Here is a 21,270-nt window from a genome sequence, read left to right on the forward strand (position 1 = left end):
TCCTGCAGAAGGCGCCCCTTGCGAACGGGCGCTCGCGAGCTGATTGCGGCCCCGACAAAAATGCGTGTGGTCGTGCCGCGCATTCCCCTCGCGATGTTGTGGATGCGCGCCCCCGGCGATGCCTTCGGTCGCCATTTGAACCTGTTGCGATCCCAGCAGACACAACCGCATGACTATTCTGACCGACAATTCGCGCGCACGCGGCGTCGTTGCGTCCCCTGCGCGCTATTTCTATTTCAACATGGCTCTGGCCTGCATGGCCATTGCGATCATCGGCTTCGCACCGACCTACTGGCTGCCACTGGCCCGCGGCTCATTCTCCGGCGCGCCCGTGATTCATTTCCACGGCTTCCTGTTCTTCACCTGGACTCTGTATTTCGCGCTGCAGAGCTGGCTTGCCGCATCCGGACGCACGGCGCGGCACCGCTCGCTCGGCATCTTCGGCGTATCGCTCGCCACGGCGATGACGATCTTTGGCTTCCTCGTTGCCATCGAGGCGATGAAGCGCTCTGCGGCAATGGGGCAGGTCAATGAGGGCATCGCCTTTGCCATCGTGCCGCTCAGCGGCATCGCCTTCTTTGCCGTGGTCTTTACGCTCGCGGTTGTCCATCTGCGCCGGCCGGAAACGCACAAGCGGCTGATGCTGCTCGCCGGCATCTCGCTGCTCGACGCCGCCGTGGCGCGCTGGTTCCTGACATTCCTGGCGCCGCCCGGCCCGCTCGGCCCGCCGCCGGTGTTCGTAACGATCCCGCCGGCTTTCGTCGCCTACCTGCTGCTCGTCGTCGCCATCATCCACGACCGCCGCACGTTCGGACGTGTCCACCCGGTCTACGTCTATGGCGGGCTGGCGCTGATCGCCGTGAAGCTCCTGAACTGGCCGATCAGCATGACCTCGGCATGGCATGCATTCGCGGGCGGCATGCTGGCGATGGCGCAATAGCCCTCAACAAGACAAAGCCGTTCCACACCACCGTCATTGCGAGGAGCCGAAGGCGACGAAGCAATCCAGAGCTCCCGAGAGACTCCGGACTGCTTCCGCCCTCGCTCTTCGAGCTACGGCGGACACGTCGCTTCGCTCGCAATGACGAGAGCGGCGAGACCTAACTCCTGCAGGTCAGCCCGCCATCGACCACCAGCATGGTGCCGGTGACATAGCGCGACTCGTCGGAGGCGAGGAACAACGCGGCATTGGCGACGTCGAAGGCATCGCCCATATGCCCCATCGGCACCTGCGCATCGCGCTTGCGCCACATCTCCTCGACATCGCCCTTGGCGTAGCTCGCAGCCAGCCCAGCGGAGTGCTCGACCATCGGCGTCTTCATCAGCCCGGGCAGGATCGCATTGACGCGGACGTGCTTCGGCGCGAACTCGACCGCTGTCGTGCGCGTCATCTGGTTCATCGCCGCCTTGCTGGCGCCGTAGCTGACATAGGAGATGCCGACCTGGCGGATCGAGGCCACCGAGGAGATGTTGATGATGGATCCGCCGCCCTGCCCGATCATCACCGGAATGACGTGCTTCATGGCGAGATAGGCGCTCTTCAGGTTGACCGCGAACACGCGGTCCCATTCCGCTTCATCGACATCGACCACGCTGCCCATCTCCGCAATGCCGACATTGTTGTCGAGCACGTCGATGCGACCATAGGCGGCAACGCAAGCCTTCACCATCGCCTCGACCTCGGCGGCCTTCGAGACATCGGCGGTGAACGCCTCGGCCTGCCCGCCTTCGCCTGAAATGATCGAGGCGGTCTCCGCGGCGGCGTCCTTGTTGCGGTCGACGCAGAACACCTTGGCGCCGTGCCGGGCAAAGGTCACGGCCGTGGCCTTGCCATTGCCCCAGCCCGGTCCGATCGAGCCCGCACCGACCACCAGCGCCACCTTGCCCTCGAGACGATCCATCGCGTTCTCCCGTCGTTCGTTCGTTATTCGCTACAGGCGCTCATCGTGATGGTCGCGGCGCCGATGTCATGGCCGAAGATGTCCGACAGCGTCCGGCATTGCCCCTCTGTACAGATGCGCCACTCGCCGGCCGCGCCGGAATTGGCGAGCACGATCCGCGACAGCGGCCCCCGCTGGGTCTGCCACTGGAACCAGCCGTCAACCAGCCGCGCCTCCGGCGGCGGCTCCATGCCCGCGCCCGAGCCCTTGACGCGCGCCTGCACCAGTTCGAGACCATCGGCCGTGACGCGCCAATCCTCCTGCCACGCGGTCTTCTCGACCGAGTGGGTCCAAGCCAAAGTGAAGCCGGCGAGCGTCAGCGCCTTCACCACACCCGATGACGCGAGGCAGAGGCTCAAGCGGAGGCCGCCACAGCAGCCGGCGGCCGCTGCCGCCACTGCCACGCCACGATCACCACCGCCAGGGCAAATCCCAGCACGTCACTGTAGGGAAATTCGCCGAGCAGGCAGACCGACGCGACAAACGCCAGCAGGCGCTCGACCAGGGTCATGCGCACGTACAGGAAGCCGATCGCCACCATGCCGAACAGGCCGATCGAGATCAGCGCCTTGACGGAGGCATACGCCACCGCGCCGATGAAGCCGAGTTGCGCCTCCATCGGGTCGCCGGCCTGCAGCATCAATGCCGGCGAGTAGACGAAGATGAAGGGAATGACGTAGCCGGCGAGCGCGATCCGCATCGCCTCCCAGCCGATCTTGTCCGGATTCTCCTTGGCGATCGGCGCCGCCGCCAGCGCCGCCAGCGCCACCGGTGGCGAGAGGTCCGCCATGATGCCGTAGTAGAACGCGAACATGTGGCTCGCGATCAGCGGCACGCCGAGCTTGGCGAGCGCAGGGGCCGCCAGTGCCGCGGTGATGATGTAGGTCGGGATGGTCGGAATGCCGGTGCCGAGCAGGATCGACAGCAGCATGGTCATGATCAGCGCCGCGAACAGGCTGGTCTTGCCGAGGCCGATCACCCAGCTGCCGAAGATCGAGCCGACGCCGGTCTGCGTCATCATGCCGATGATGACGCCGACGATCGCGCAGGCCATGCCGACGGTCAGCGCCGACTTCGCGCTCTCGGCGAGCGAGTCGCGGCAGGCGTGCAAGGTCCCCATGCCGCCGCGCACGAAGCCGGTGATGATGACGAGCGCGACGACGACGGAGGCGACGGGCACGATCTGCAGGCCGTTGCGCGACAGCGCGCCGACGACGAGCGCCAGCCCGATCCAGAAGACATAGCGCAGCACCTGGTTGGAGAAGCCCATGGTGATCGAGGTGCCCAGGATCAGCGCTACCGTCAGCGCAAGGCCCATCGAGCCCGCATACAGCGGCGTGAAGCCCTCGAACAGCATGTAGACCAGCGCGGCGAGCGGCAGCACGAGGTACCAGCGCGCCACCAACGCCTTCCAGGCGCTCGGAATTTCAGACGGCTTCATCCCGGTCAGGCCGTGCTTGCCGGCCTCCAGATGCACCATCCAGAACGCGGAGGCGAAATAGAGGATGGCCGGGATCACGGCCGCCTTGACGATGACCGAGTAGTCGACTCCCAGCGTCTCGGCCATGATGAAGGCGACCGCGCCCATGACAGGCGGCATGATCTGGCCGCCCATCGACGCGGTGGCTTCGACGCCGGCGGCGAAGGCGCGGCGGTAGCCGAACCGGATCATCAGCGGAATCGTGAACTGGCCGACGGTCACCACATTGGCGACGCCCGAGCCCGAGATCGTGCCCATCATGCCGGAGGCGAACACCGCGACCTTGGCCGGACCGCCGCGGGTGCGACCGAACAGGCCGAGCGAGACGTCGGTGAACAGCTGGATCATGCCGGCATGCTCGAGGAACGAGCCGAACAGGATGAACAGGAAGATGTAGGTCGCCGAGACGTAGATCGGCACGCCGTAGAAGCCCTCGGTGCCGAAGGAGAGGTGTGTAATCACCTGATCGAAATCATAGCCGCGATGGTTGAGCGGCGCCGGCAGATACTGGCCGAAGAACCAGTACAGCAGGCAGGCGCCGCACATCAGCGGCAGCGCGAGCCCCATCAGCCGGCGCGTGCCCTCGAAGATCAGTACCGCCAGCAGGGTTCCGACCACGAGATCGGTGCGCGTCGGATCGCCGTCGCGCGCGATCAGATCCGCATAGAAGATCCACTGATAGAGGCCGCAGAGGAAGCCGATGGCGCCGATGGTCCAGCCCGCGATGCGCCCCGCATCGGTCTTGGCGGTGAAGTTGCCGATCAGGCCGAAGGTCAGCAGCAGCAGGAAGCCGACATGGACGCCGCGGACGACCTGGCTCGGCAGATAGTTGAAGGCGGCGACATAGAGCTGGAATATCGCAAAGGCGAGCCCGATGCCGTAGGCGAGATAGCCCCAGCGGCCGGGGCCGAAGCCTTCCGGAAAGCCGTGCTCGAAATTGTCGAACTCGACCTTGACCGGCGTTTCCATGTTCACGGCTTCGATCGTCATGATCCCCCCAACGCGCCCATCAGGCGCTGCTGACCATGGCCGCAATCACCTGAACGACAAGACTGCGCGGAGGGCTTCCCGCGCAGCCGGTTGCGAATGATCCGGCCTGCAAGGAAGGCCGGGCGAGCAGCTCCTTATTTCAGGATGCCCTTTTCCTTGTAGTAGCGGATCGCGCCCGGATGCAGCGGCACCGGGCTGTCCTGCGCCGCTGTCTCCAGCTTGATCTCCTTGCCGGCGGCATGCGCATTGGCGAGCTCCGGCAGGGAGTCGAAGATCAGCTTGGTCATCTGGTAGGCGAGATCGTCGGATACCGCCGAGCTGGTGACGAGATAATTGATCACAGCCGCGGTCGGCACGTCCTTGTCCTGGCCGGTATAGGTGTTGGCCGGGATGATCGCCGCCACGAACGGCGCACCGATCTTGTCGACGACCTCCTTCGGCACCGACACCACCGTGATCGGCGACGAGGTCGACAGATCCTTCAACGAAGCGACGCCGAGGCCAGCCGACTGCAAGGTGGCGCCGAGCTGCCGGTTCTTCATCAGGTCGACGGATTCGGCGAAGGGCAGATACTCCACCTTGCCGAGATCCTTGTAGCTCATGCCGGCGGCGGCGAGGATCGCGCGCGAGTTGAGCTCGGTGCCGGACTTCGGCGCGCCGACCGACAGACTCTTGCCCTTGAGATCCGCCAGCGTCTTGATGCCGGACTCGGCCGTCGCGACGATCTGGATGTAGTTCGGATAGATCGCGCCGATCGTGCGCAGCTTGTCCAGCTTGGTCTTGAAGCCGGCCTCCTCCTCGCCGTTCCAGGCGGCTTTCAGGGAGTCGCCGAGCGCGAAGGCGAGCTCGCCGCGTCCCTGCTGCAGCAGGATCAGGTTCTCGACCGAGGCCTTGGTCGCCTGCACCTGGGTCTTCACATTGGGGATCTTGTCGCCGTAGATCTTCCCGATCGCGACACCGAGCGGGTAGTAGACGCCCGACGTGCCGCCGGTGAGCACGTTGATGAAACTCTGCGCCTGCGCCGCTGGCGCCGCGAGCAGGCAGGCGGCTGCCAGAATGAAACCGGTTGCAGCGCCAGAGAATGTCGAGAAACGCATGGATCCTCCCATTGATTTTGCCGCAAATTGGACGGCTGCGGGCGCTGGGTCAACCCATCCGAAAGACTGGCGCACCAGCCGCTCCCGCTCCCACGGCGCGAGGCCGGGACCGATGCGCCCCGCGTTCAATCTTACATTGACAGTATCACCAGCTTGAACCGCAGGTGCAGCCCAATGCGGCGGGCCGCCTCCCTCGCGAGGCCACCGATCATTGGAACGTCATGTCGAGGCATTTGGAGATGTCCGAGCCGAGCCCGGACGAGATCGTGATGCAGCCGCGAACCTTCTGCTGGGTCGCATCCGCCACCCAGATCGAGTAGCCGCCATTGCCGAAGAAGGAGTTGGTGTTCGCCGGCTCGGTCTCGGTGGCGTCGAACTCGTATTTGGAATCGGTGTCGAACACGCGCGGCTTCCTGGTACAGCCGCCGTCGGTCTGGACGTTGATGACCTCCTTGTTGTCCCGGGTCAGCGACAGTGAGACCTGGCAGCGGAAATATTCCGAGGTCTTCACGTTGAAGAGGTAGGCGTAGGACTTGCAGACGGCCGTATTGAGCTTGCCGGCGGAGAGACCGCGGCTGCAGGCGATGCGTTGGTTGTTGGACAGCTTGAAGTCGTCGGCCCGGGCGGATGCCAACGTCACCAGCGACAACGCCGCAACCCAACCGATCTTCGTGACGAGGCTCATCCGAATCATCCCCAAAGTGTTTTCTTGGCCTATGTTTCTAAACCACGCTGCAGGATAATCGCGAGATCGGCGAATTTAAAATCCGCCAACGATCACTGCGCTGCGACGGGGCGACGTTGACGCCGCCTCGGCGTTCGTGATTTGTTCGAGATAACATCGATTGGAGGAGGACATGAAGAGCCCGGTTCTGAAAGCCCTTATCGCCCTCGGTGCGCTGGGCGCACTGACCAGCGCGGCGCGCGCGGCACCGCCGGAGCCGTGGGAGCTGAAGCCCGACATGGGCTACGCCTATGGCAAGGATGGCAAGACGCTCGCCTACAAGATGGGCACCAAGAACGCCGACATGCTGCTCAAGGGCGCCAAGAAGGTGCCGAAGGGCACGCTGTTCTTCGTAGGCCAGAACGGTCAGCTCTACATGCGGACGGCCCCCTATCTCGACGGCGACGGCAGCTTCTCGTTCGGCGCGGATGAGTGAAGGCGAGCGAGCGCAGCCTCAGAACGCCGCCGCCAGCTCCTTGGCGCCGGGCAGGCCGCTGAGCGAGTCCATCCTGGCATCCGTCACCGCAAGCAGCTTCGCCACGGTGTTGTGGCGAACGGCGACCGGATTGCGCTCGTAGCCGCCGCGCTGGAAGAAGTTAGCGGTCGGAACCTGATCGCGCATCTCGAGCGGCATCGTCACCATGTCGAAGCCGGTGCCGTCCCCGGTGAGATTCATCATCTCGAGCTCGGCCGCCGAAAGCGGCCGGGTGTAGCCCTTGGCGCGCGCGAACAGCACCGAGGTCAAGAGCTTGTGGGTCTGCAGCATCGGCCCGACGTCGATGTCGAGCACCATCGCATGCATGGCCCAGCCCTGCGGCGTATTGCCGATCTTCTCATGCGCCGACCAGTCGTCCGGCACGGAGCGCGCAATCGCGACCATCTTCTTCAGGACCGCGAGCTTGTGCTCCATCGCGCCCCGCGCCGGGCCGGACGTCTGCGCCACGCGTTCGCCGAGCAGGCGGATGAACAGCGGGCCCTGCTCTGCCAGCAGCTCGACACTGTTGGTGGTCAAGAGCTGATTGTAGCCAATCGCCGTCGAGATCGCGCGGTTGCCCTTGAAGCCCGATTGCGAGTCATGCTTGCCGTTGCCGCCGGTCTCGAAGGCATAGACGCGCACCGCCTGCTCGCGCGTCAGCCCCGACGCCGCGGCGAAGCGCGCATAGGCGCGCTTGAAATCGATGTCGTTGGTGGGGCGCTGCGGCGACCATTGGAAATGCTCCTGTGCCGCCTTCACGAGGTCGGCGACCACAGGGATGTACTTGCGCTCGCGCGGCTCGCCCTCAGGTTCCGGCTCGGGGTTCACCGGCCGCTTCGGCCCCGTGTAGACCGGCGGCTGCTCCAACACATAGTCGTCGAGCCCGATCGGCTGGCGGTCGCGGCGCTTGGCATTGCGCGCACGGCGCTTGTCGGCGATCGCCTTCCAATAGGCGCCCGCCTCCTGGTCAAACTCCGCCCGCGCCTGCTGATATTCGGCGAGTTTGCGCCGATACTCCGCAATCGCAGCCGGCGATGCCATCTGCGCCAAAGCTTCGCGCGGCGCGACCGGTGAGCCGGGTTCCGCGGCCAGCAAAGGCGGCGCGCCGGAAACGGCGCAGGCGAGAATCAGGGCAAGGGTGCGAATCGGCTGATGCAGCATGCCGCCCTTGTAGCCGAAACGGCGGCTACTTCCAGGCGAACACCGGCTGCTCCAGCTCGTGCACCCGGGTGTCGCGGCCGGACAGGACCTCGCGGAACTGATAGATCAGCGCTGCGGTGGGCGCGTGAATGAGACCCTCGCGGGCGTGAAAACGGATGACGCGCCGCGTGCTCTCGGGGATCGCAGTGAAATCGAACGCGTCATCCGCCGTGATCGCGTCGAGGCCGATCCGGTGCACCGAGGCGACCTCGTCCGGATTCGGCCGCAGCGTGCGGCCATTGGCCGCCCATACGACGACGGGGGTAATCAGATAGCCCGACCGTGTCGGATAGTCGTCGAGCAGGCCCAGCACCGCATCCGGCGCCAGGATCAGCCCGAGCTCCTCTGCGAGCTCGCGCAGCGCGGCCTCGACCGTCGTTTCGCCGGCGTCGCAGCGTCCGCCCGGCAGCGCCCATTGCCCGCCATGGCTGCGCAGCCCTGCAGCACGCAGAGTGAGCAGCAGCGCCGTGTCGCCGGTCTCGTGGTGCGGGGCCAGCGCGATCACCACCGCCGCGCGCTTCAGCGAGGCCGCCGCCGCAGCCGCCTCCAACCGCACGAAACCGGCACAGCAGCTTACGATTTTCCGCCTCGTGGCATCGTCGAACGGCATCGGCATGCAGCTTGACTACACCAGGCCGGCGACAGATGAAACGACCTCCAGGCCGGCTCGGGCCACAACGGGAAAGGTCTTCAGCGATGACGAAATCAGCCGCGGCCAGGATGACGTCCGACGGCTGGGAGATCGTCGACACCTCCGGTTTCCTGCATCTGATCGGCCCGCTGTGGCAGCGGGTCGTCGGCGGTGTCCACGAGTACGCCATCGTCACCGAGGACAAGCACCACAACCGCCGCGGCCTGGTTCAGGGCGGCGTGATCATGACGCTGGCCGACCGCAGTTGCGGCATGACGGCCCGCTACGCCGCGGGCAAGGAGCACATGGCGACGATCCAGTTCGACACGCATTTCGTCGAGTCCGGCAAGATCGGCGAGACCCTGGTGTCGCGGCCGCATGTGGTGCGGATCACCCGCAGCCTGGTGTTCATCACCACGGAGGTCATGGCCGGTCATCGCGTGATCGCGATGGCCTCGGGCGTGTTCAAGATTCTGAAGAGCGAGTGAGCCGTGCTCTCGCCTCTCCGTCATTGCGAGGAGCGCAGCGACGAAGCAATCCAGAGTCCCGACCCGGCCCTGGATTGCGTCGCTGCGCTCGCAATGACGCGCTGAGAGAGTTATCGTATCCCCTTCGCCCGCGGTGGTGACGGTTTGAAATGAGGCAAGAATGCAATATCGCCAGCTCGGCCGTTCCGGCCTGAAGGTGTCGCCGATCTGCCTGGGGACGATGATGTTCGGCGGTCCCACCGACGAGCCGACATCCGCCCGCATCATCGCCAAGGCGCGCGACGCCGGCATCAACTTCATCGACACCGCGGATGCCTACAACAAGGGCGCTTCCGAGGAGGTGGTCGGCCGCGCCATCGCGCGCGAGCGCGACCGCTGGATCGTCGCGACCAAGCTCGCCAATCCGATGGGCGACGATCCCAACCGCGCCGGCCTGTCGCGGCGCTGGGTGCTGCAGGCTGCCGACGAAAGCCTGCGGCGGCTCGGCACCGGTCACATCGACATCTACTACCTGCACAAGGAGGATCACGCGACTCCGCTGGAGGAAACCGTGCGCGCGATCGGCGATCTCATGCGTGCCGGCAAGATCCGCTATTTCGGCGTCTCCAATTACCGCGCCTGGCGGCTCGCCGAGATCTGCAATCTCTGCGACGCAGTCGGCATCGACCGCCCCATCGTCAGCCAGCCCTACTACAATGCGATGAACCGGATGCCCGAGGTCGAGCACCTGCCGGCCTGCGGCTATTACGGCCTCGGCGTCGTGCCCTACAGCCCGCTGGCACGCGGCGTGCTCACCGGAAAGTACAGCCCCGATGCGCCGCCGGACAAGGACACCCGCGCCGGCCGCAACGATACGCGAATGATGCAGACTGAGTGGCGGCCCGAGTCATTGAAGCTGGCGCAGGAGATCAAGCGTCACGCCGAGACGAAGGGCTTCACGCCGGGACAGTTCGCCGTGTCCTGGGTGCTCAACTCCGCCTTCATCAGCTCCGTGATCGCGGGTCCGCGCACCGAGGCGCAATGGGACGACTACATCCGCGCGCTCGACTATCCCTTTGCCGCCGACGACGAGGCGCTGATCGACCGGCTGGTCGTGACCGGCCACGCCTCGACGCCCGGCTACAACGATCCGGCCTATCCGATCGAGGGCCGCAGGCCGCGGGTGGGCTGAGATGGAGGAGGATCGCTACGGCCTGCCACTGTCGACCGCCTCCACTGACGCGGCCGCAGCCTATCGCGAGGGCATGGATCTGCTGCTCGCATTCTGGCCCGGGGCCACTGACGCGTTCGAGCGGGCGATCATGCTCGATCCGGAGTTCGCGCTGGCGCACGCGGCGCGTGCCCGCATCCACGCGATCTACATGCAGCGCGAGGCGGCGCTGCAGACCATCGCACGGGCCCGCGACCTCGCTGCCAAGCGCGGCACCCCGCGCGAGCAGAGCCATGTCGCGAGCCTGGTGCTCGCCATCGAGGGACGCGGCACCGACGCGCTGACATCGACCCTGGCGCATCTGGCGAACTGGCCGCGGGACGCCATGATCATGGCGCTCCCGCTCGGCGCTTTCGGCCTGCTCGCCTTCTCCGGCCGCGCCGATCACGATGCCGCCCGCCGCGACCTCTGCGACCGCTTCGCCGCTGATTATGGCGAGGACTGGTGGTTCATGTCCAACCATGGCTGGGCCCTGACCGAGGCCGGCGAGTTGGCGAAGGGCCGCGCCGTCACCGAGCGCAGCTTCGCGCTGCGCCGGCACAACGCCTATGCCGTGCATGCGCTGCTGCATGCGATGTTCGAGGACGGCGCGGTGGATGAGGCCGATGCGCTCGTCGCGGGGTGGATCGGCGACTATGACCGCACGGGAATGCTGCATGGCCATATCTGCTGGCACCAGGCACTCGGCGCGCTGGACCGGGGCGATGCCGACAAGGCGCTGGCGGTCTATACCGACGTGCTGGTACCGACGATGGACTCGGCGCCGCCGCTCAACACCCTGTCCGACTGCGCCTCGCTGCTGTGGCGGCTGATGGCTGACGAGCAACCGGTGCCGCCCAACGCATGGGCCGACACGGCGGCCTATGCGAGCACGCGCTTCACGGGTTCGACCCTCGCCTTCGCCGAGATGCATCTGGTGATGATCGCGGCAGCGACGCATGACAGCGCCGCGCTCAAGGGACGCCTTGCCGCGATCGAGCGGCGGCAGGCCGAGGGCAGGCTGCCGGCCGGGCGCATCGTGCCGCACATGTTGCGGGCGCTGCGTGCGTTCGCCGATGACAATTGGCGCGGATGCGCGCGCGAGCTTGCGCCCGTCATCGGCGATCTCCCCCGCATCGGCGGCAGCCACGCGCAGCGCGAGGTGATCGAGGACACCTACATCCTGGCGCTGATCCGCAGCGGCGCGCTGGCCCAGGCACGCGACCTGCTCGATGCCCGCCTGCACCGCCGCCCCTCCGCGCGCGACACGCGCTGGCGGGCGCTGACGGTTTGACGGACGTTATCCCTCCGTCTCCAATCCCGTCGGCATCGGCACGTTCTCGGGCTGCAGCTTGAGACCCGCCGCGAGCGCGACGGTCTCCAGCAGCGCCGCAAAGTCCTTCTCCAGATAGCCAGCGGGATCCGGTTGCAGCGAGGCGGCGCCGACATGGGCCTGCAATGCCTCGCGCGTCGCGGCTGTCACCGGCATCGCGACGTCGAGCTGGCGCGCTGCCGACAGGCCGAGATCGAGATCCTTGCGCAGCAGCGGCGGCGTGAAGGTCGTGGTCCAGTCGAGATTGACCAGCGCGTTGCTCTTGTACCTGGTGAAGGTCGACCCCATGACGCTGGCGTTCATGAAGTTCAGGAAGGCATGGCGCGGCACGCCGGCCTTCTGCGCCAGGATGGTGATCTCGGCCAGGTTCTGGATCACGACGCCGAGGAACACGTTGTGCGCGATCTTGCAGATGCGCGCGAGCTCGCCCTCGCCGACATAGGACACGCCGGAGACGGCGATCTTCGCCAGATAGGGTGCGATGACCTCGAATGCGGCCTTGGGGCCGGAGACGACCGACGACAGCTTGCCGGCCTTGACGCATTTGCCGTTGCCGGACACCGGCGCCCGCACGAACTCACAGCCCAGTCGAACGAGCTTGGCGGCGATCGCCTCCGACTGCTCGATGCCGATCGAGGAGCAGTCCACCAGGATCCGGGGACGCGATCCAGAACCGGCGGCCACCAGGCCGTTGTCGCCGAAATAGACCTGCTCGAGATCCTTGCCCGTCGACACCATCGTGAACACGATGTCGCACGCGGCGAGATCGCGGGGACGATCGACGATGACGCCCCCTTTCGCCGCCAGCGGCTCGGCCTTGGCGCGGGTGCGATTGAAGATCGACACCTTGTGGCCGGCCTTGAGCAGGCGCTCAGCCATCGGATAGCCCATGCGCCCCATGCCGATCCAGCCGAGCGAATGCGTCGTGGTCATTGTCGTCTCCTCGTCCTACTTATCACGGATGCCGTCATTGCGAGGAGCGAAGCGACGAAGCAATCCAGAGTCACGGCTGCCGCCCTGGATTGCTTCGCTTCGCTCGCAATGACGAAAACACGAAGACCACTCTCCTGGTCGCACCGTCCGTTCGCTTAGTAGCGGTTGGCGATCGGCAATTCCTCGGCCGGGAACAGCGTGATCACCTGACAGCCCTTGTCGGTGACCACCACCTCCTCCTCGATACGCGCAGCCGAGAAGCCGTCGGTCGCCGGACAGTAGGTCTCAAGCGCGAACACCATGCCGGTCTTGATCTCCATCGGATTGTCCAGCGAGACCAGCCGCGAGATGATCGGGCGCTCATGCAGAGCGAGCCCGAGGCCGTGGCCGAACTGCAAGCCGAAGGCCGCCATCTCCGAGGGAAAGCCGAACTCCTCGGCCTTAGGCCAGACCTTGGCCACGGTGTCGGTCGAGACGCCCGGCTTGATCAGCGCGATCGCATTGTCGAGCCATTCGCGGCACTGCTTGTAGGCGTCGTGCTGCGCCGGCGTGGCGCGGCCGACGTTGAAAGTGCGGTAGTAGCAGGTCCGGTAGCCCTGATAAGACTGCAGGATGTCGAAGAACGCCTGGTCGCCCGGACGCAGGATGCGGTCGGTGAAATTGTGCGGATGCGGATTGCAGCGCTCACCGGAGATGGCATTGATCGCCTCGACGTCGTCGGAGCCCATCTCGTAGAGCATCTTGTTGGCGAGCGCGACGATGTCGTTCTCACGCACGCCCGGCTTCAGGTGCTCGTAGATCGAATGATAGACGCCGTCGACCATGGCCGCGGCCTGGTTGAGCAGCATGATCTCGTCGATGTTCTTGATCTCGCGCGCGTCCAGCATGACCTGCTGGCCATCGACCACCTTCATGCCGGCCTTCTGCAGCTCGAAGAACATCGCCGTTTCCGCAAGGTCGACGCCGACAGGCATGTCGGCAACGCCTGCGGCGCGCAAAAGACTCATGACCTCCTCGGCATGCGCCTTCATCAGCCCGACGGCCGGCGGCACGGTGCCGCGCATCCCGAGCATGCCGGCGCGGCAATTCTCCGGCGCCAGCCAATCACAGAACAGACGATGGTGGACGGCCGCCGAGCCGAAATCCCACACGATCGGCTCGCCGTCGCCGGCCAGCAGCGCGAAACGGCACAGCTTGTCGCGCTCCCATTCGCCGATCTTGGTGCCAGACACGTAGCGAATGTTGTTGACGTCGAACAGCAGCAGCGCACCATAGCCCGACGCCTTCAGCGCCGCGCGCGCCCGCGCCAGCCGGTAGCGCCGCAACCTGTCGAAATCGACGCGGCGCTCGAAATCCACCGAGACATGGCCATGCGACGGAATCGCCCGCCCCCAGCGCCAATGCGGATCGAGATGCTCCGGGCTGACCAGATGCGGCTTCAGCGCGCTCGCTGTCATGTGGACGTTTCCCATTGTTCTATTGCAATCGATTGCAAAGCCGAATTTATTGCATACACGCAAAGCGTGTCAAGGTATAGCATGATCAAAACGTCGTTGCGCGGCGACATCAGAGGCTGGGAATGAAACGGACATTGCGACCGGCAGCAGGCCTGCATGCGTCGTCCTCGCGCCCGACGATCAAGGACGTCGCCGCCCGTTGCGGTGTGCATCCCTCGACGGTCTCGCGCGCGCTCAGCCCGGCGATGAAGCACCTCGTCGCTGCCGATGTCGCGGACAAGATCCAGGCCGCAGCCAACGCGCTCGGCTACCGGCTGAACATGGCCGCCAAGGGCCTGCGCACCGGACGCAGCGGCCTGATCGGCGTGCTCGCGCCGGATATCGCCGACCCCGGCTTTCCGCCGATGCTGTCCGGCATCGCCGATCATCTCCACGCGCAGGGTTATGCAACGATCGTGGCCGACGCCGGCACAGAGGGGTCGGAGCGGGATCTCGTCGACCGGCTGATCGCGCGCGGCGTCGACGGTCTGGTACTGGCGACGGTGAGCTTGCGTGACGACGTCGTGAAGCACTGCCTGGATGCAGCGCTGCCGGTGGTGCTTGTCAATCGCGTCGATGCCGCCGGACTCCTGCCCTCGGCAGCCAGCGACGATGCCGCCGGCATGCGTCTCGCCGTCCAGCATCTCGTCGCGCTCGGCCACCGGCGCATCGGTCACGTCGCGGGCCCGCAGCACATCTCGACCGGCGCACGCCGCCGCGCCGGCTTCGAGGCCAGCATCAGGGCTGCGGGACTGTCGGCCCGCCATACGCCGGTCGAAGCCGTCGAAACTTATACGCGTGCGGCGGGTCGCGAGGCTGCGCTGCGCCTGCTCGCGCGGCGGACGCGCCCAACCGCAATCGTCGCCGCCAATGATCTGCTGGCGCTCGGCGTCTATGACGCGCTCGCCGCGCGCGGCCTGACCTGCCCCGGTGATATCTCCGTGGTCGGCCACAACGACATGCCGTTCGTCGACATGGTCGCGCCGCCGCTGACCACGGTGCGGATCGCCCAGCGCGACATGGGGGAAGCCGCGGCGCGGCTGCTGCTCGACCGCCTTGCCGGGCGCGAGGCAGCGACCGACCACATCGTATTGGCGCCGGAGCTCATCATCCGCGGCTCGACGATCGCATACGAACACTGACACGTCCGCGGGGCATCGCTACACTGCGCGGCAAAGCAACAACGGGAGGATACGCCGATGACGGAGATGGTCGGCCTGGAGGCGCTCGTCGCATCCATCGCACCGGGACAATCGATCGCAATCCCCGTCGACCGTGCCGGCGTCTCGATGGCGGCGACGGCGGCCATGATCGAGGCCGGCCTCACCGGGCTGCATCTCGTCTGCGTGCCGATATCAGGCCTCCAGGCCGATCTGCTGATCGGCGCCGGCGTGGCCGCGGTGGTGGAAACCAGCGCCGTCTCGCTCGGCGAGGCCGGCGGCGCACCGCGCTTCGTCGCGGCCGTGCGCGACGGCAGCATCCGCCTGCGCGATGCCACCTGCCCTGCGATCCATGCCGGCCTGCTGGCCGGGCAGAAGGGCGTGCCGTTCATGCCGATCGCCGGCATCATCGGCAGCGATCTGCTGCGGGTCCGCCCCGATTGGAGGGTGATCGACAGTCCCGTCGGCGAGCCTGGCAAGGTGGTCGTGGTGCCGGCGATCACGCCCGACGTGGCGCTGTTTCATGCCCCCGAGGCCGACCGCTTCGGCAATGTCCGCATCGGCCGCTACCGTGAGCTGGCGACGATGGCCTATGCGGCGAAGCGCACGCTGGTCACCGTCGAGCGTATCGTCGATCGCGATTTGATGGCGACCGAGGACTCCGCGGCCGGCGTGCTGCCGGCGCTCTATGTCGATGCCATCGCAGTCGCCGAGAACGGGGCCTGGCCGCTGCCGCTGTGGGACGAGTACGAGACCGATGGCGCCGAGCTTTCGCGCTACGCCGCGATGGCGCGCACCGACGAGGGCTTTCGCACCTATCTCTCCGCCTTCCTGACCCGCAGCAAGGAGGTGGCATGACCATGCACGACGAGCGCGCACGCAAAGAACTGCTGATCACCGTCATCGCCGACCTGCTCGATGGCATCCGCCATGTCGCCGTCGGCGCCTCATCGCCGATCCCGGCGGCCGGCGCGATGCTGCTGCGCGCACGGAACGCACAACAGGGCAAGCCGCCTGTCCGCATCTCGATCCTCGGCTCGAGCCGGCACAATTTCTTCACCAATGGCGGCGTCGAGCTGTTCGACTGCGCCGCGCAGGGCCGCGTCGACGCGTTCTTTCTCGGCGGCGGCCAGATCGACGGCGCCGGGAACATCAACCTGGTCGGCACCGGCGACTATCCGCGGATGGACGTGCGCTGGCCGGGCTCGTTCGGCTCGGCCTATCTCTACCATCTCATCCCGCGGGTGATCCTGTTTCGCGAGGAGCATTCGCCGCGCGTGCTGGTGCCGAAGGTGGATTTCGTCAGCGCCGCCGCGACCACGCCGGAGGTGAAGCGGCGCGGCGGCCCGCATGCGCTGCTGACCAATCTGGCGCTGTTCGATTTCGACCGCGAGCGCGGCGGCTTCCGGCTGCGCTCGGTGCATCCCGGCTACTCGGCAGAGGACGTGCGCGATCGTACCGGATTCGATTATGCGATGCCGGAGATCGTGCCGCCGACGCCCGCGCCAGACCGGGCGACGGTCGAGCTGATCCGCGGCCGGATCCTCGACGAGCTCGCCGAATGCTATCCGGAATTCGCGCGCGCGATGGCTGCGGCCGCGTAGATCACTGCAGTGATCCGCGCGTGATCACCTGCCCCGCATGCGCCTTCTGGTGCGCCCCCTGCCACCAGGTCAGCGCGCCGTTGACGATGACGGCCTCGATGCCGGCGGCCGGCACGCAGGGGTCATCATAGGTCGCGCTGTCACGCACGCTGGCCGCATCGAAGATCGTGATGTCGGCGTGGTTGCCGACCGCGATCGTGCCGCGTCCCTTGATGCCGAAATTCTGCGCGGTCAGCCCGCTCATCTTCCAGACCGCGGTTTCCAGCGAGAACAGCTCCAGCTCGCGGCAGTAATAGCCGAGCACGCGCGGGAACGTGCCCCAGAGCCGCGGATGCGGACGCTCGCCGAACGGCAGGCCGTCGGAGCCGATCATGGTCGGCTCGAAGGCGAGGATGGTCTGCACGTCGGCCTCATCCATCGCGAAGTAGATCGCCGACGCCGGCTGCAGCCGCTTTGCCGCTTCGAGCCGGTCGACGCCCCAGCCGGCGGCGATGTCGGCGAGATCGCGACCCGCCACTTCGGGATGCGGCCCGGAGGCCGCGACGACGACCTTGACCTGCAGCTTGGCCGGATCGGTGTGCAGCATGGTCGACGAGGCGTTGTAGGGGTAGCAGTCCAGCGCGACGCATTGGCAGCTCATCGCCTTCGTGATCAGCGGCAGCGTCTCCTTGGTGCGGCCGAAATTGGCGGGGCCCACCACCTTGTGATGCGAGATCACCACCTGGACGTCGAGCGCCTTGCCGATGGCAAAGCTCTCCTCCAGCGACTTGATCACGTCGTTCGCCTCGTTGCGCATGTGCGTCGCGTAGACGCCGCCGCTGCCGGTGAGCGGCCGGCAGACCTCGATGATCTCCTCGGTCGGCGCCGCCTCCGCCGGCGGATAGAACGTCCCGGTCGAGACGCCGATGGCGCCGGCGTCGAGCGCCTCCTGCACATGAGCCCGCATCTCGGCGATCTCCGCGTCGGTCGCGGCCCGGCCGAGGTCGCTCACGACCGAGGCGCGCAGCGCGGTGTGGCCGACCATCGGCGCAACGTTGACGGCGGCCGGTGCCGCGCGCAGTGCAGCCACGTAGTCCGCAAACGAGGCGTACTCTGCGACCCGGCCGTCGCCGGGCGACAGCAGGCCGAGCGGCATCGGCCGCGGCGAGCCCGGCTTCAGCGGCGCGATGCTGACGCCGCAATTGCCGGTCACGACGGAGGTCACGCCCTGCGAGACCTTGCAGATCATGTCGGGATCGACCAGCACGGCGCTGTCGTCATGGGTGTGGGAGTCGATGAAGCCCGGCGCAACGATGCAGCCGGTGGCGTCGATGACGCGTGCAGCCTTGCGGCCACCCAGCTCGCCGATGGCAGCGATGCGGCCGTCCTTGATGCCGATATCGGCCTCGAAACGTGGCGCGCGCGTGCCGTCGATGACGGTGCCGCCGCGGATGATCAGGTCGAAGGAGTCGGAGGAAGGCTGGGTATCGGTCATGAGGTCTCGCGCAGGGATATTGATCGGAGCTGGCGGGACTATCCGCTGCACGCCTCTGGGCGTCCAGCGGGATCGGCATGAGGTGCGCGCTGGGCTGGGCTGCAAGCCCCGCGACCGCTGGCACTGCGTCAACAAGGAGCGCGATGTCACCGTCATTCCGGGGCAATCGTCAATGCGCAGCCGCGAAGCGGCAACACGTTGACGATTAAAACCGGAATCCCGAGATTTCAGGAACGGACGCAAGACAACATCGAGATTCCGGGTTCAAGGCCTGCGGCCTTGCCCCGGAATGACGGTGGTCGTAACGTCGTCAGTCCTTCAAGCCGCCGGCCGCCGCTGCGCGACGATCTGCCGGTAGAGTTCGGCATAACGGCCGGCGCGATGCCGCCACGACACGTCGGTCAGCATCGCATTGAGCTGCATGCGGGTCCAGTTCGCGGCGTTGCTGCGCGAGGCGTAGAAGGCCGCAGCGGCGCGGCGCAGGGTCTGATCGAGCGCCTCCGCCGTCACGGAGGCGCACTTGAACCCCGTTGCGGCGACGCCGGCCTCGGTCTCGTCGATGACGGTGTCGGCGAGGCCGCCCACGGCGGTGACGATCGGCAGCGCGCCATAGCGCAGGGCGCAGAGCTGCGTCAGGCCGCACGGCTCGAACCGCGACGGCACGACCAGCGCGTCGCAGCCGGCCTGAATGAGATGCGCCAAGCTCTCGTCGTAGCCGATGACGACGCCGATCTGTCCTGGATGGTGCGCGGCGGCTGCGCGGAATGCGTCGCGCAGTTCGGCCTCGCCGTCGCCAAGCAGGGCCAGCTGAATCCCGCTACCGGTCAAGGTCGGCAGGCAGGATAGCAGCAGGTCCAATCCCTTCTGCGACGTCAGCCGGCTGACGACACCGAGCAGGAACGTCTCCGGCGCGACCTGCAGCCCCATGCGGGTCTGCAGCGCCGCCTTGTTCGGTGCCCGCGCCTCGATCCGCTCGATGCCGAAAGGCGATGGGATGGCCGAATCGCTGCCGGGATCCCACACGGCCGTATCGATGCCGTTGAGGATGCCGACGAGGTCGGACGCGCGCTGGCGCAGCAGGCCGCCGAGGCCCATGCCCTGCTCGTCGCTCTGGATCTCCCGGGCGTAGGTCGGCGACACCGTCGTGATCTTGTCGGCGAATTGCAGTCCCGCCTTGAGGAAGCTGATGTCGCCGTAATATTCGAGGCCGTAGATCGAGAAGGATTCCGGCGGCAGGCCGAGCGGCGGCAGGAAGTGACGCGGAAAGCGGCCCTGGAAGGCGAGATTATGCACGGTCATGACCGTGCCCGGATGCGGCCGGTGGCTGTAGATCAGATAGGCCGGCACGAGCCCGGCCTGCCAGTCGTGGCCGTGGACGATGTCGGGCACGAAGGCCGGCACCGCGCCGAGGCCGATATAGGACGCCGCTCGCGCCAGCGCCGCGAAGCGGAACGCATTGTCCGGCCAGTCCTTGCCGTCGGGTCCCAGATACGGATTGCCCTCGCGGTCATAGAGATGCGGCGCATCGAGCACGAACAGATCGAGTGCACCATGGCTGCCGCCGAGCAGCCGGGCATTGCCGCCGAAGAAGTTCGGCAGCGAGCTGATCTCGCTGGCCTGCTCCAGCGCGGTCATGACTGCGGGGTAACCCGGGATCAGCGTGCGGACCTCGACGTCCTCCGCCATCAGCGCCCACGGCAAGGCGCCGACGACATCGGCGAGGCCGCCCGTCTTGACGATGGGATAGACCTCGGAGGCAACCGATAGAACGCGCAGTGGCGTCATGAATTGAGCCCATCGATCATCGGCTGGGTAATCAAGGTCACGCCGTTCTCCGTTGTCCTGAACCGCTTGGCGTCGAACTCCGGATCCTCGCCGACCACGAGCCCCTCCGGAATCTGCACGCCGCGATCGACCACCACGTTGGTGAGGCGCGCATGGCGCGCGACGTTGACGTAGGGCAGCAGCACCGCGTTCTGCAGCTTGGCATAGGAATGCAGATGAGCGCCGGTGAACAGCAGCGAGCGCTGCACCTGGGCACCGGAGACGATGCAGCCCCCGGACACCAGCGAGCACGTCGCCTCGCCGCGACGGCCATCCGTGTCATGGACGAACTTGGCCGGCGGCGTGATCTCCGAATAGGTCCAGAGCGGCCAGGAGCGATCGTAGAGATCGAGCTCGGGCACGACGTCCGTCAGATCCAGATTGGCCGCCCAATAGGCGTCCACCGTTCCAACGTCGCGCCAGTAGCTGCCCTGATCGTGGGCGGCGCGGACACAGGAGCGCGAGAACTGGTGCGCCACGGCGCGGCCGTTCCTGACGATGTAGGGAATGATGTCGCGGCCGAAATCATGGTTGGAATTCGGGTCCGCTGCGTCGCGCTTCAGCTCCTCGAACAGGAACTTTGCGTCGAACACATAGATGCCCATGCTCGCGAGCGACCTGTCGGGCTTGCCCGGCATCGGCGGCGGATCGGCCGGCTTCTCGATGAAGTCGCGGATCGTGTCGTCCTCATTGATGTGCATGACGCCGAAGCCTGAGGATTCCTCGCGCGGCATCTCCAGGCAGCCGACGGTGACGTCGGCGCGCTGGTCGACATGCTGCTGCAGCATCAGCTCGTAGTCCATCTTGTAGATGTGGTCGCCGGCCAGCACGACGATGTATTTGGTATTGTAGGTCTCGAGGATGTCGATGTTCTGGTACACGGCGTCGGCCGTTCCGACGTACCACATCGTCTCCGAAACGCGCTGGCTGGCGGGCAGGATGTCGAAGCTCTCGTTGCGCTCGGGACGGAAGAAGTTCCAGCCCATCTGCAGATGCCGGATCAGGCTGTGCGCCTTGTACTGCGTCGCCACCGCGATGCGACGGATGCCGGAGTTCACGGCGTTCGACAGCGCGAAATCGATGATGCGCGACTTGCCGCCGAAATAGACGGCGGGCTTGGCGCGCCGGTCGGTCAGCTCAAGCAGCCGGCTGCCGCGTCCGCCGGCCAACACGAAGGCCAGCGCGTGACGAGACAGCGGCTCGGTCCGTGCGGCGGGTGCCATGGTTCTCCT

Annotated in this window: 20 protein-coding genes; 8 read left to right on the forward strand and 12 right to left on the reverse strand. The window is 66.5% G+C overall.

Going from position 1 to position 21,270, the window contains the following annotated elements:
- The first annotated feature begins 169 nt into the window (after nt 1-169).
- Nucleotides 170-940, forward strand: a complete 771-nt coding sequence (locus QX124_RS16400; RefSeq protein WP_315777848.1) for a hypothetical protein — start codon at nt 170-172, stop codon at nt 938-940.
- Between the two features lie 160 nt (nt 941-1,100).
- Here the strand turns inward: QX124_RS16400 and QX124_RS16405 are convergent, their stop codons facing one another.
- From QX124_RS16405 to QX124_RS16425, 5 genes are all read right to left on the reverse strand, one after another.
- On the reverse strand, nt 1,101-1,901 hold the full coding sequence (locus tag QX124_RS16405; protein ID WP_315797715.1) for an SDR family oxidoreductase: 801 nt from the start codon (nt 1,899-1,901) through the stop codon (nt 1,101-1,103).
- 23 nt (nt 1,902-1,924) lie between these two features.
- The gene (locus QX124_RS16410) at nt 1,925-2,299 is read right to left on the reverse strand and encodes a DUF1850 domain-containing protein (protein WP_315777850.1); all 375 of its coding nucleotides are present in this window, start codon (nt 2,297-2,299) and stop codon (nt 1,925-1,927) included.
- Nucleotides 2,296-4,389, reverse strand: a complete 2,094-nt coding sequence (locus QX124_RS16415; protein WP_315797827.1) for a TRAP transporter permease — start codon at nt 4,387-4,389, stop codon at nt 2,296-2,298. The genes QX124_RS16410 and QX124_RS16415 overlap by 4 nt, the downstream gene beginning before the upstream one ends.
- A gap of 155 nt (nt 4,390-4,544) precedes the next feature.
- A complete protein-coding gene (locus tag QX124_RS16420) occupies nt 4,545-5,507 on the reverse strand; it encodes a TAXI family TRAP transporter solute-binding subunit (RefSeq protein WP_315797716.1) in 963 nt (320 codons plus the stop codon).
- Between the two features lie 208 nt (nt 5,508-5,715).
- The gene (locus QX124_RS16425; protein WP_315736112.1) at nt 5,716-6,192 is read right to left on the reverse strand and encodes a hypothetical protein; all 477 of its coding nucleotides are present in this window, start codon (nt 6,190-6,192) and stop codon (nt 5,716-5,718) included.
- Between the two features lie 172 nt (nt 6,193-6,364).
- On the opposite strand from QX124_RS16425, the gene QX124_RS16430 reads away from it, so the two are divergent.
- Nucleotides 6,365-6,667: a hypothetical protein gene (locus QX124_RS16430; RefSeq protein ID WP_315736110.1), complete on the forward strand. Its 303-nt coding sequence runs from the start codon at nt 6,365-6,367 to the stop codon at nt 6,665-6,667.
- A gap of 18 nt (nt 6,668-6,685) precedes the next feature.
- Here QX124_RS16430 and QX124_RS16435 read toward each other — a convergent pair whose 3' ends face one another.
- Nucleotides 6,686-7,867 carry a hypothetical protein gene (locus QX124_RS16435; protein WP_315777851.1) on the reverse strand — a complete coding sequence of 394 codons (1,182 nt, stop codon included), beginning with the start codon at nt 7,865-7,867 and terminating at the stop codon, nt 6,686-6,688.
- 25 nt (nt 7,868-7,892) lie between these two features.
- Complete coding sequence (locus QX124_RS16440) at nt 7,893-8,522, reverse strand: CoA pyrophosphatase (protein ID WP_315777852.1); 630 nt, start codon at nt 8,520-8,522, stop codon at nt 7,893-7,895.
- Nucleotides 8,523-8,602: 80 nt separating this feature from the next.
- Between QX124_RS16440 and QX124_RS16445 the strand changes: the two genes are divergently transcribed.
- The 3 genes from QX124_RS16445 (at nt 8,603) to QX124_RS16455 (ending at nt 11,508) form a co-directional block, all read left to right on the forward strand.
- Complete coding sequence (locus QX124_RS16445; RefSeq protein WP_315736104.1) at nt 8,603-9,025, forward strand: PaaI family thioesterase; 423 nt, start codon at nt 8,603-8,605, stop codon at nt 9,023-9,025.
- A 160-nt stretch (nt 9,026-9,185) separates the two neighbouring features.
- Nucleotides 9,186-10,196: an aldo/keto reductase gene (locus tag QX124_RS16450; RefSeq protein ID WP_315797717.1), complete on the forward strand. Its 1,011-nt coding sequence runs from the start codon at nt 9,186-9,188 to the stop codon at nt 10,194-10,196.
- A gap of 1 nt (nt 10,197) precedes the next feature.
- Nucleotides 10,198-11,508 (forward strand): tetratricopeptide repeat protein, encoded by a 1,311-nt coding sequence (locus tag QX124_RS16455; RefSeq protein ID WP_315797718.1) that lies wholly within the window; start codon nt 10,198-10,200, stop codon nt 11,506-11,508.
- 6 nt (nt 11,509-11,514) lie between these two features.
- Here the strand turns inward: QX124_RS16455 and QX124_RS16460 are convergent, their stop codons facing one another.
- Nucleotides 11,515-12,480, reverse strand: coding sequence for an NAD(P)-dependent oxidoreductase (locus tag QX124_RS16460; RefSeq protein WP_315797719.1), 966 nt, complete (start codon nt 12,478-12,480; stop codon nt 11,515-11,517).
- Between the two features lie 155 nt (nt 12,481-12,635).
- Nucleotides 12,636-13,937, reverse strand: a complete 1,302-nt coding sequence (locus QX124_RS16465) for a Xaa-Pro peptidase family protein (protein ID WP_315758877.1) — start codon at nt 13,935-13,937, stop codon at nt 12,636-12,638.
- A gap of 122 nt (nt 13,938-14,059) precedes the next feature.
- On the opposite strand from QX124_RS16465, the gene QX124_RS16470 reads away from it, so the two are divergent.
- From QX124_RS16470 to QX124_RS16480, 3 genes are read left to right on the forward strand one after another with little or no spacing between them, the layout of a single operon-like run.
- Nucleotides 14,060-15,118 (forward strand): LacI family DNA-binding transcriptional regulator, encoded by a 1,059-nt coding sequence (locus tag QX124_RS16470; protein WP_315782931.1) that lies wholly within the window; start codon nt 14,060-14,062, stop codon nt 15,116-15,118.
- Between the two features lie 57 nt (nt 15,119-15,175).
- Nucleotides 15,176-15,994, forward strand: a complete 819-nt coding sequence (locus QX124_RS16475) for a CoA transferase (RefSeq protein ID WP_315797720.1) — start codon at nt 15,176-15,178, stop codon at nt 15,992-15,994.
- Nucleotides 15,991-16,740: a CoA-transferase gene (locus QX124_RS16480; protein WP_315797721.1), complete on the forward strand. Its 750-nt coding sequence runs from the start codon at nt 15,991-15,993 to the stop codon at nt 16,738-16,740. The genes QX124_RS16475 and QX124_RS16480 overlap by 4 nt, the downstream gene beginning before the upstream one ends.
- A gap of 1 nt (nt 16,741) precedes the next feature.
- On the opposite strand, the gene QX124_RS16485 is transcribed toward QX124_RS16480, so the two are convergent.
- From QX124_RS16485 to glgC, 3 genes are all read right to left on the reverse strand, one after another.
- A complete protein-coding gene (locus tag QX124_RS16485) occupies nt 16,742-18,214 on the reverse strand; it encodes a D-aminoacylase (protein ID WP_315797722.1) in 1,473 nt (490 codons plus the stop codon).
- 318 nt (nt 18,215-18,532) lie between these two features.
- Complete coding sequence (gene glgA / locus QX124_RS16490) at nt 18,533-19,999, reverse strand: glycogen synthase GlgA (protein ID WP_315797723.1); 1,467 nt, start codon at nt 19,997-19,999, stop codon at nt 18,533-18,535.
- Entirely contained in the window at nt 19,996-21,261 is a 1,266-nt protein-coding gene (glgC, locus tag QX124_RS16495) for a glucose-1-phosphate adenylyltransferase (RefSeq protein WP_315736073.1), read from the reverse strand. Before glgC ends, glgA begins: the two co-directional genes overlap by 4 nt.
- Nucleotides 21,262-21,270: the final 9 nt, after the last annotated feature.

It is taken from the genome of Bradyrhizobium sp. SZCCHNRI3043 (genome assembly GCF_032377735.1).
Taxonomy (GTDB): Bacteria; Pseudomonadota; Alphaproteobacteria; order Rhizobiales; family Xanthobacteraceae; genus Bradyrhizobium.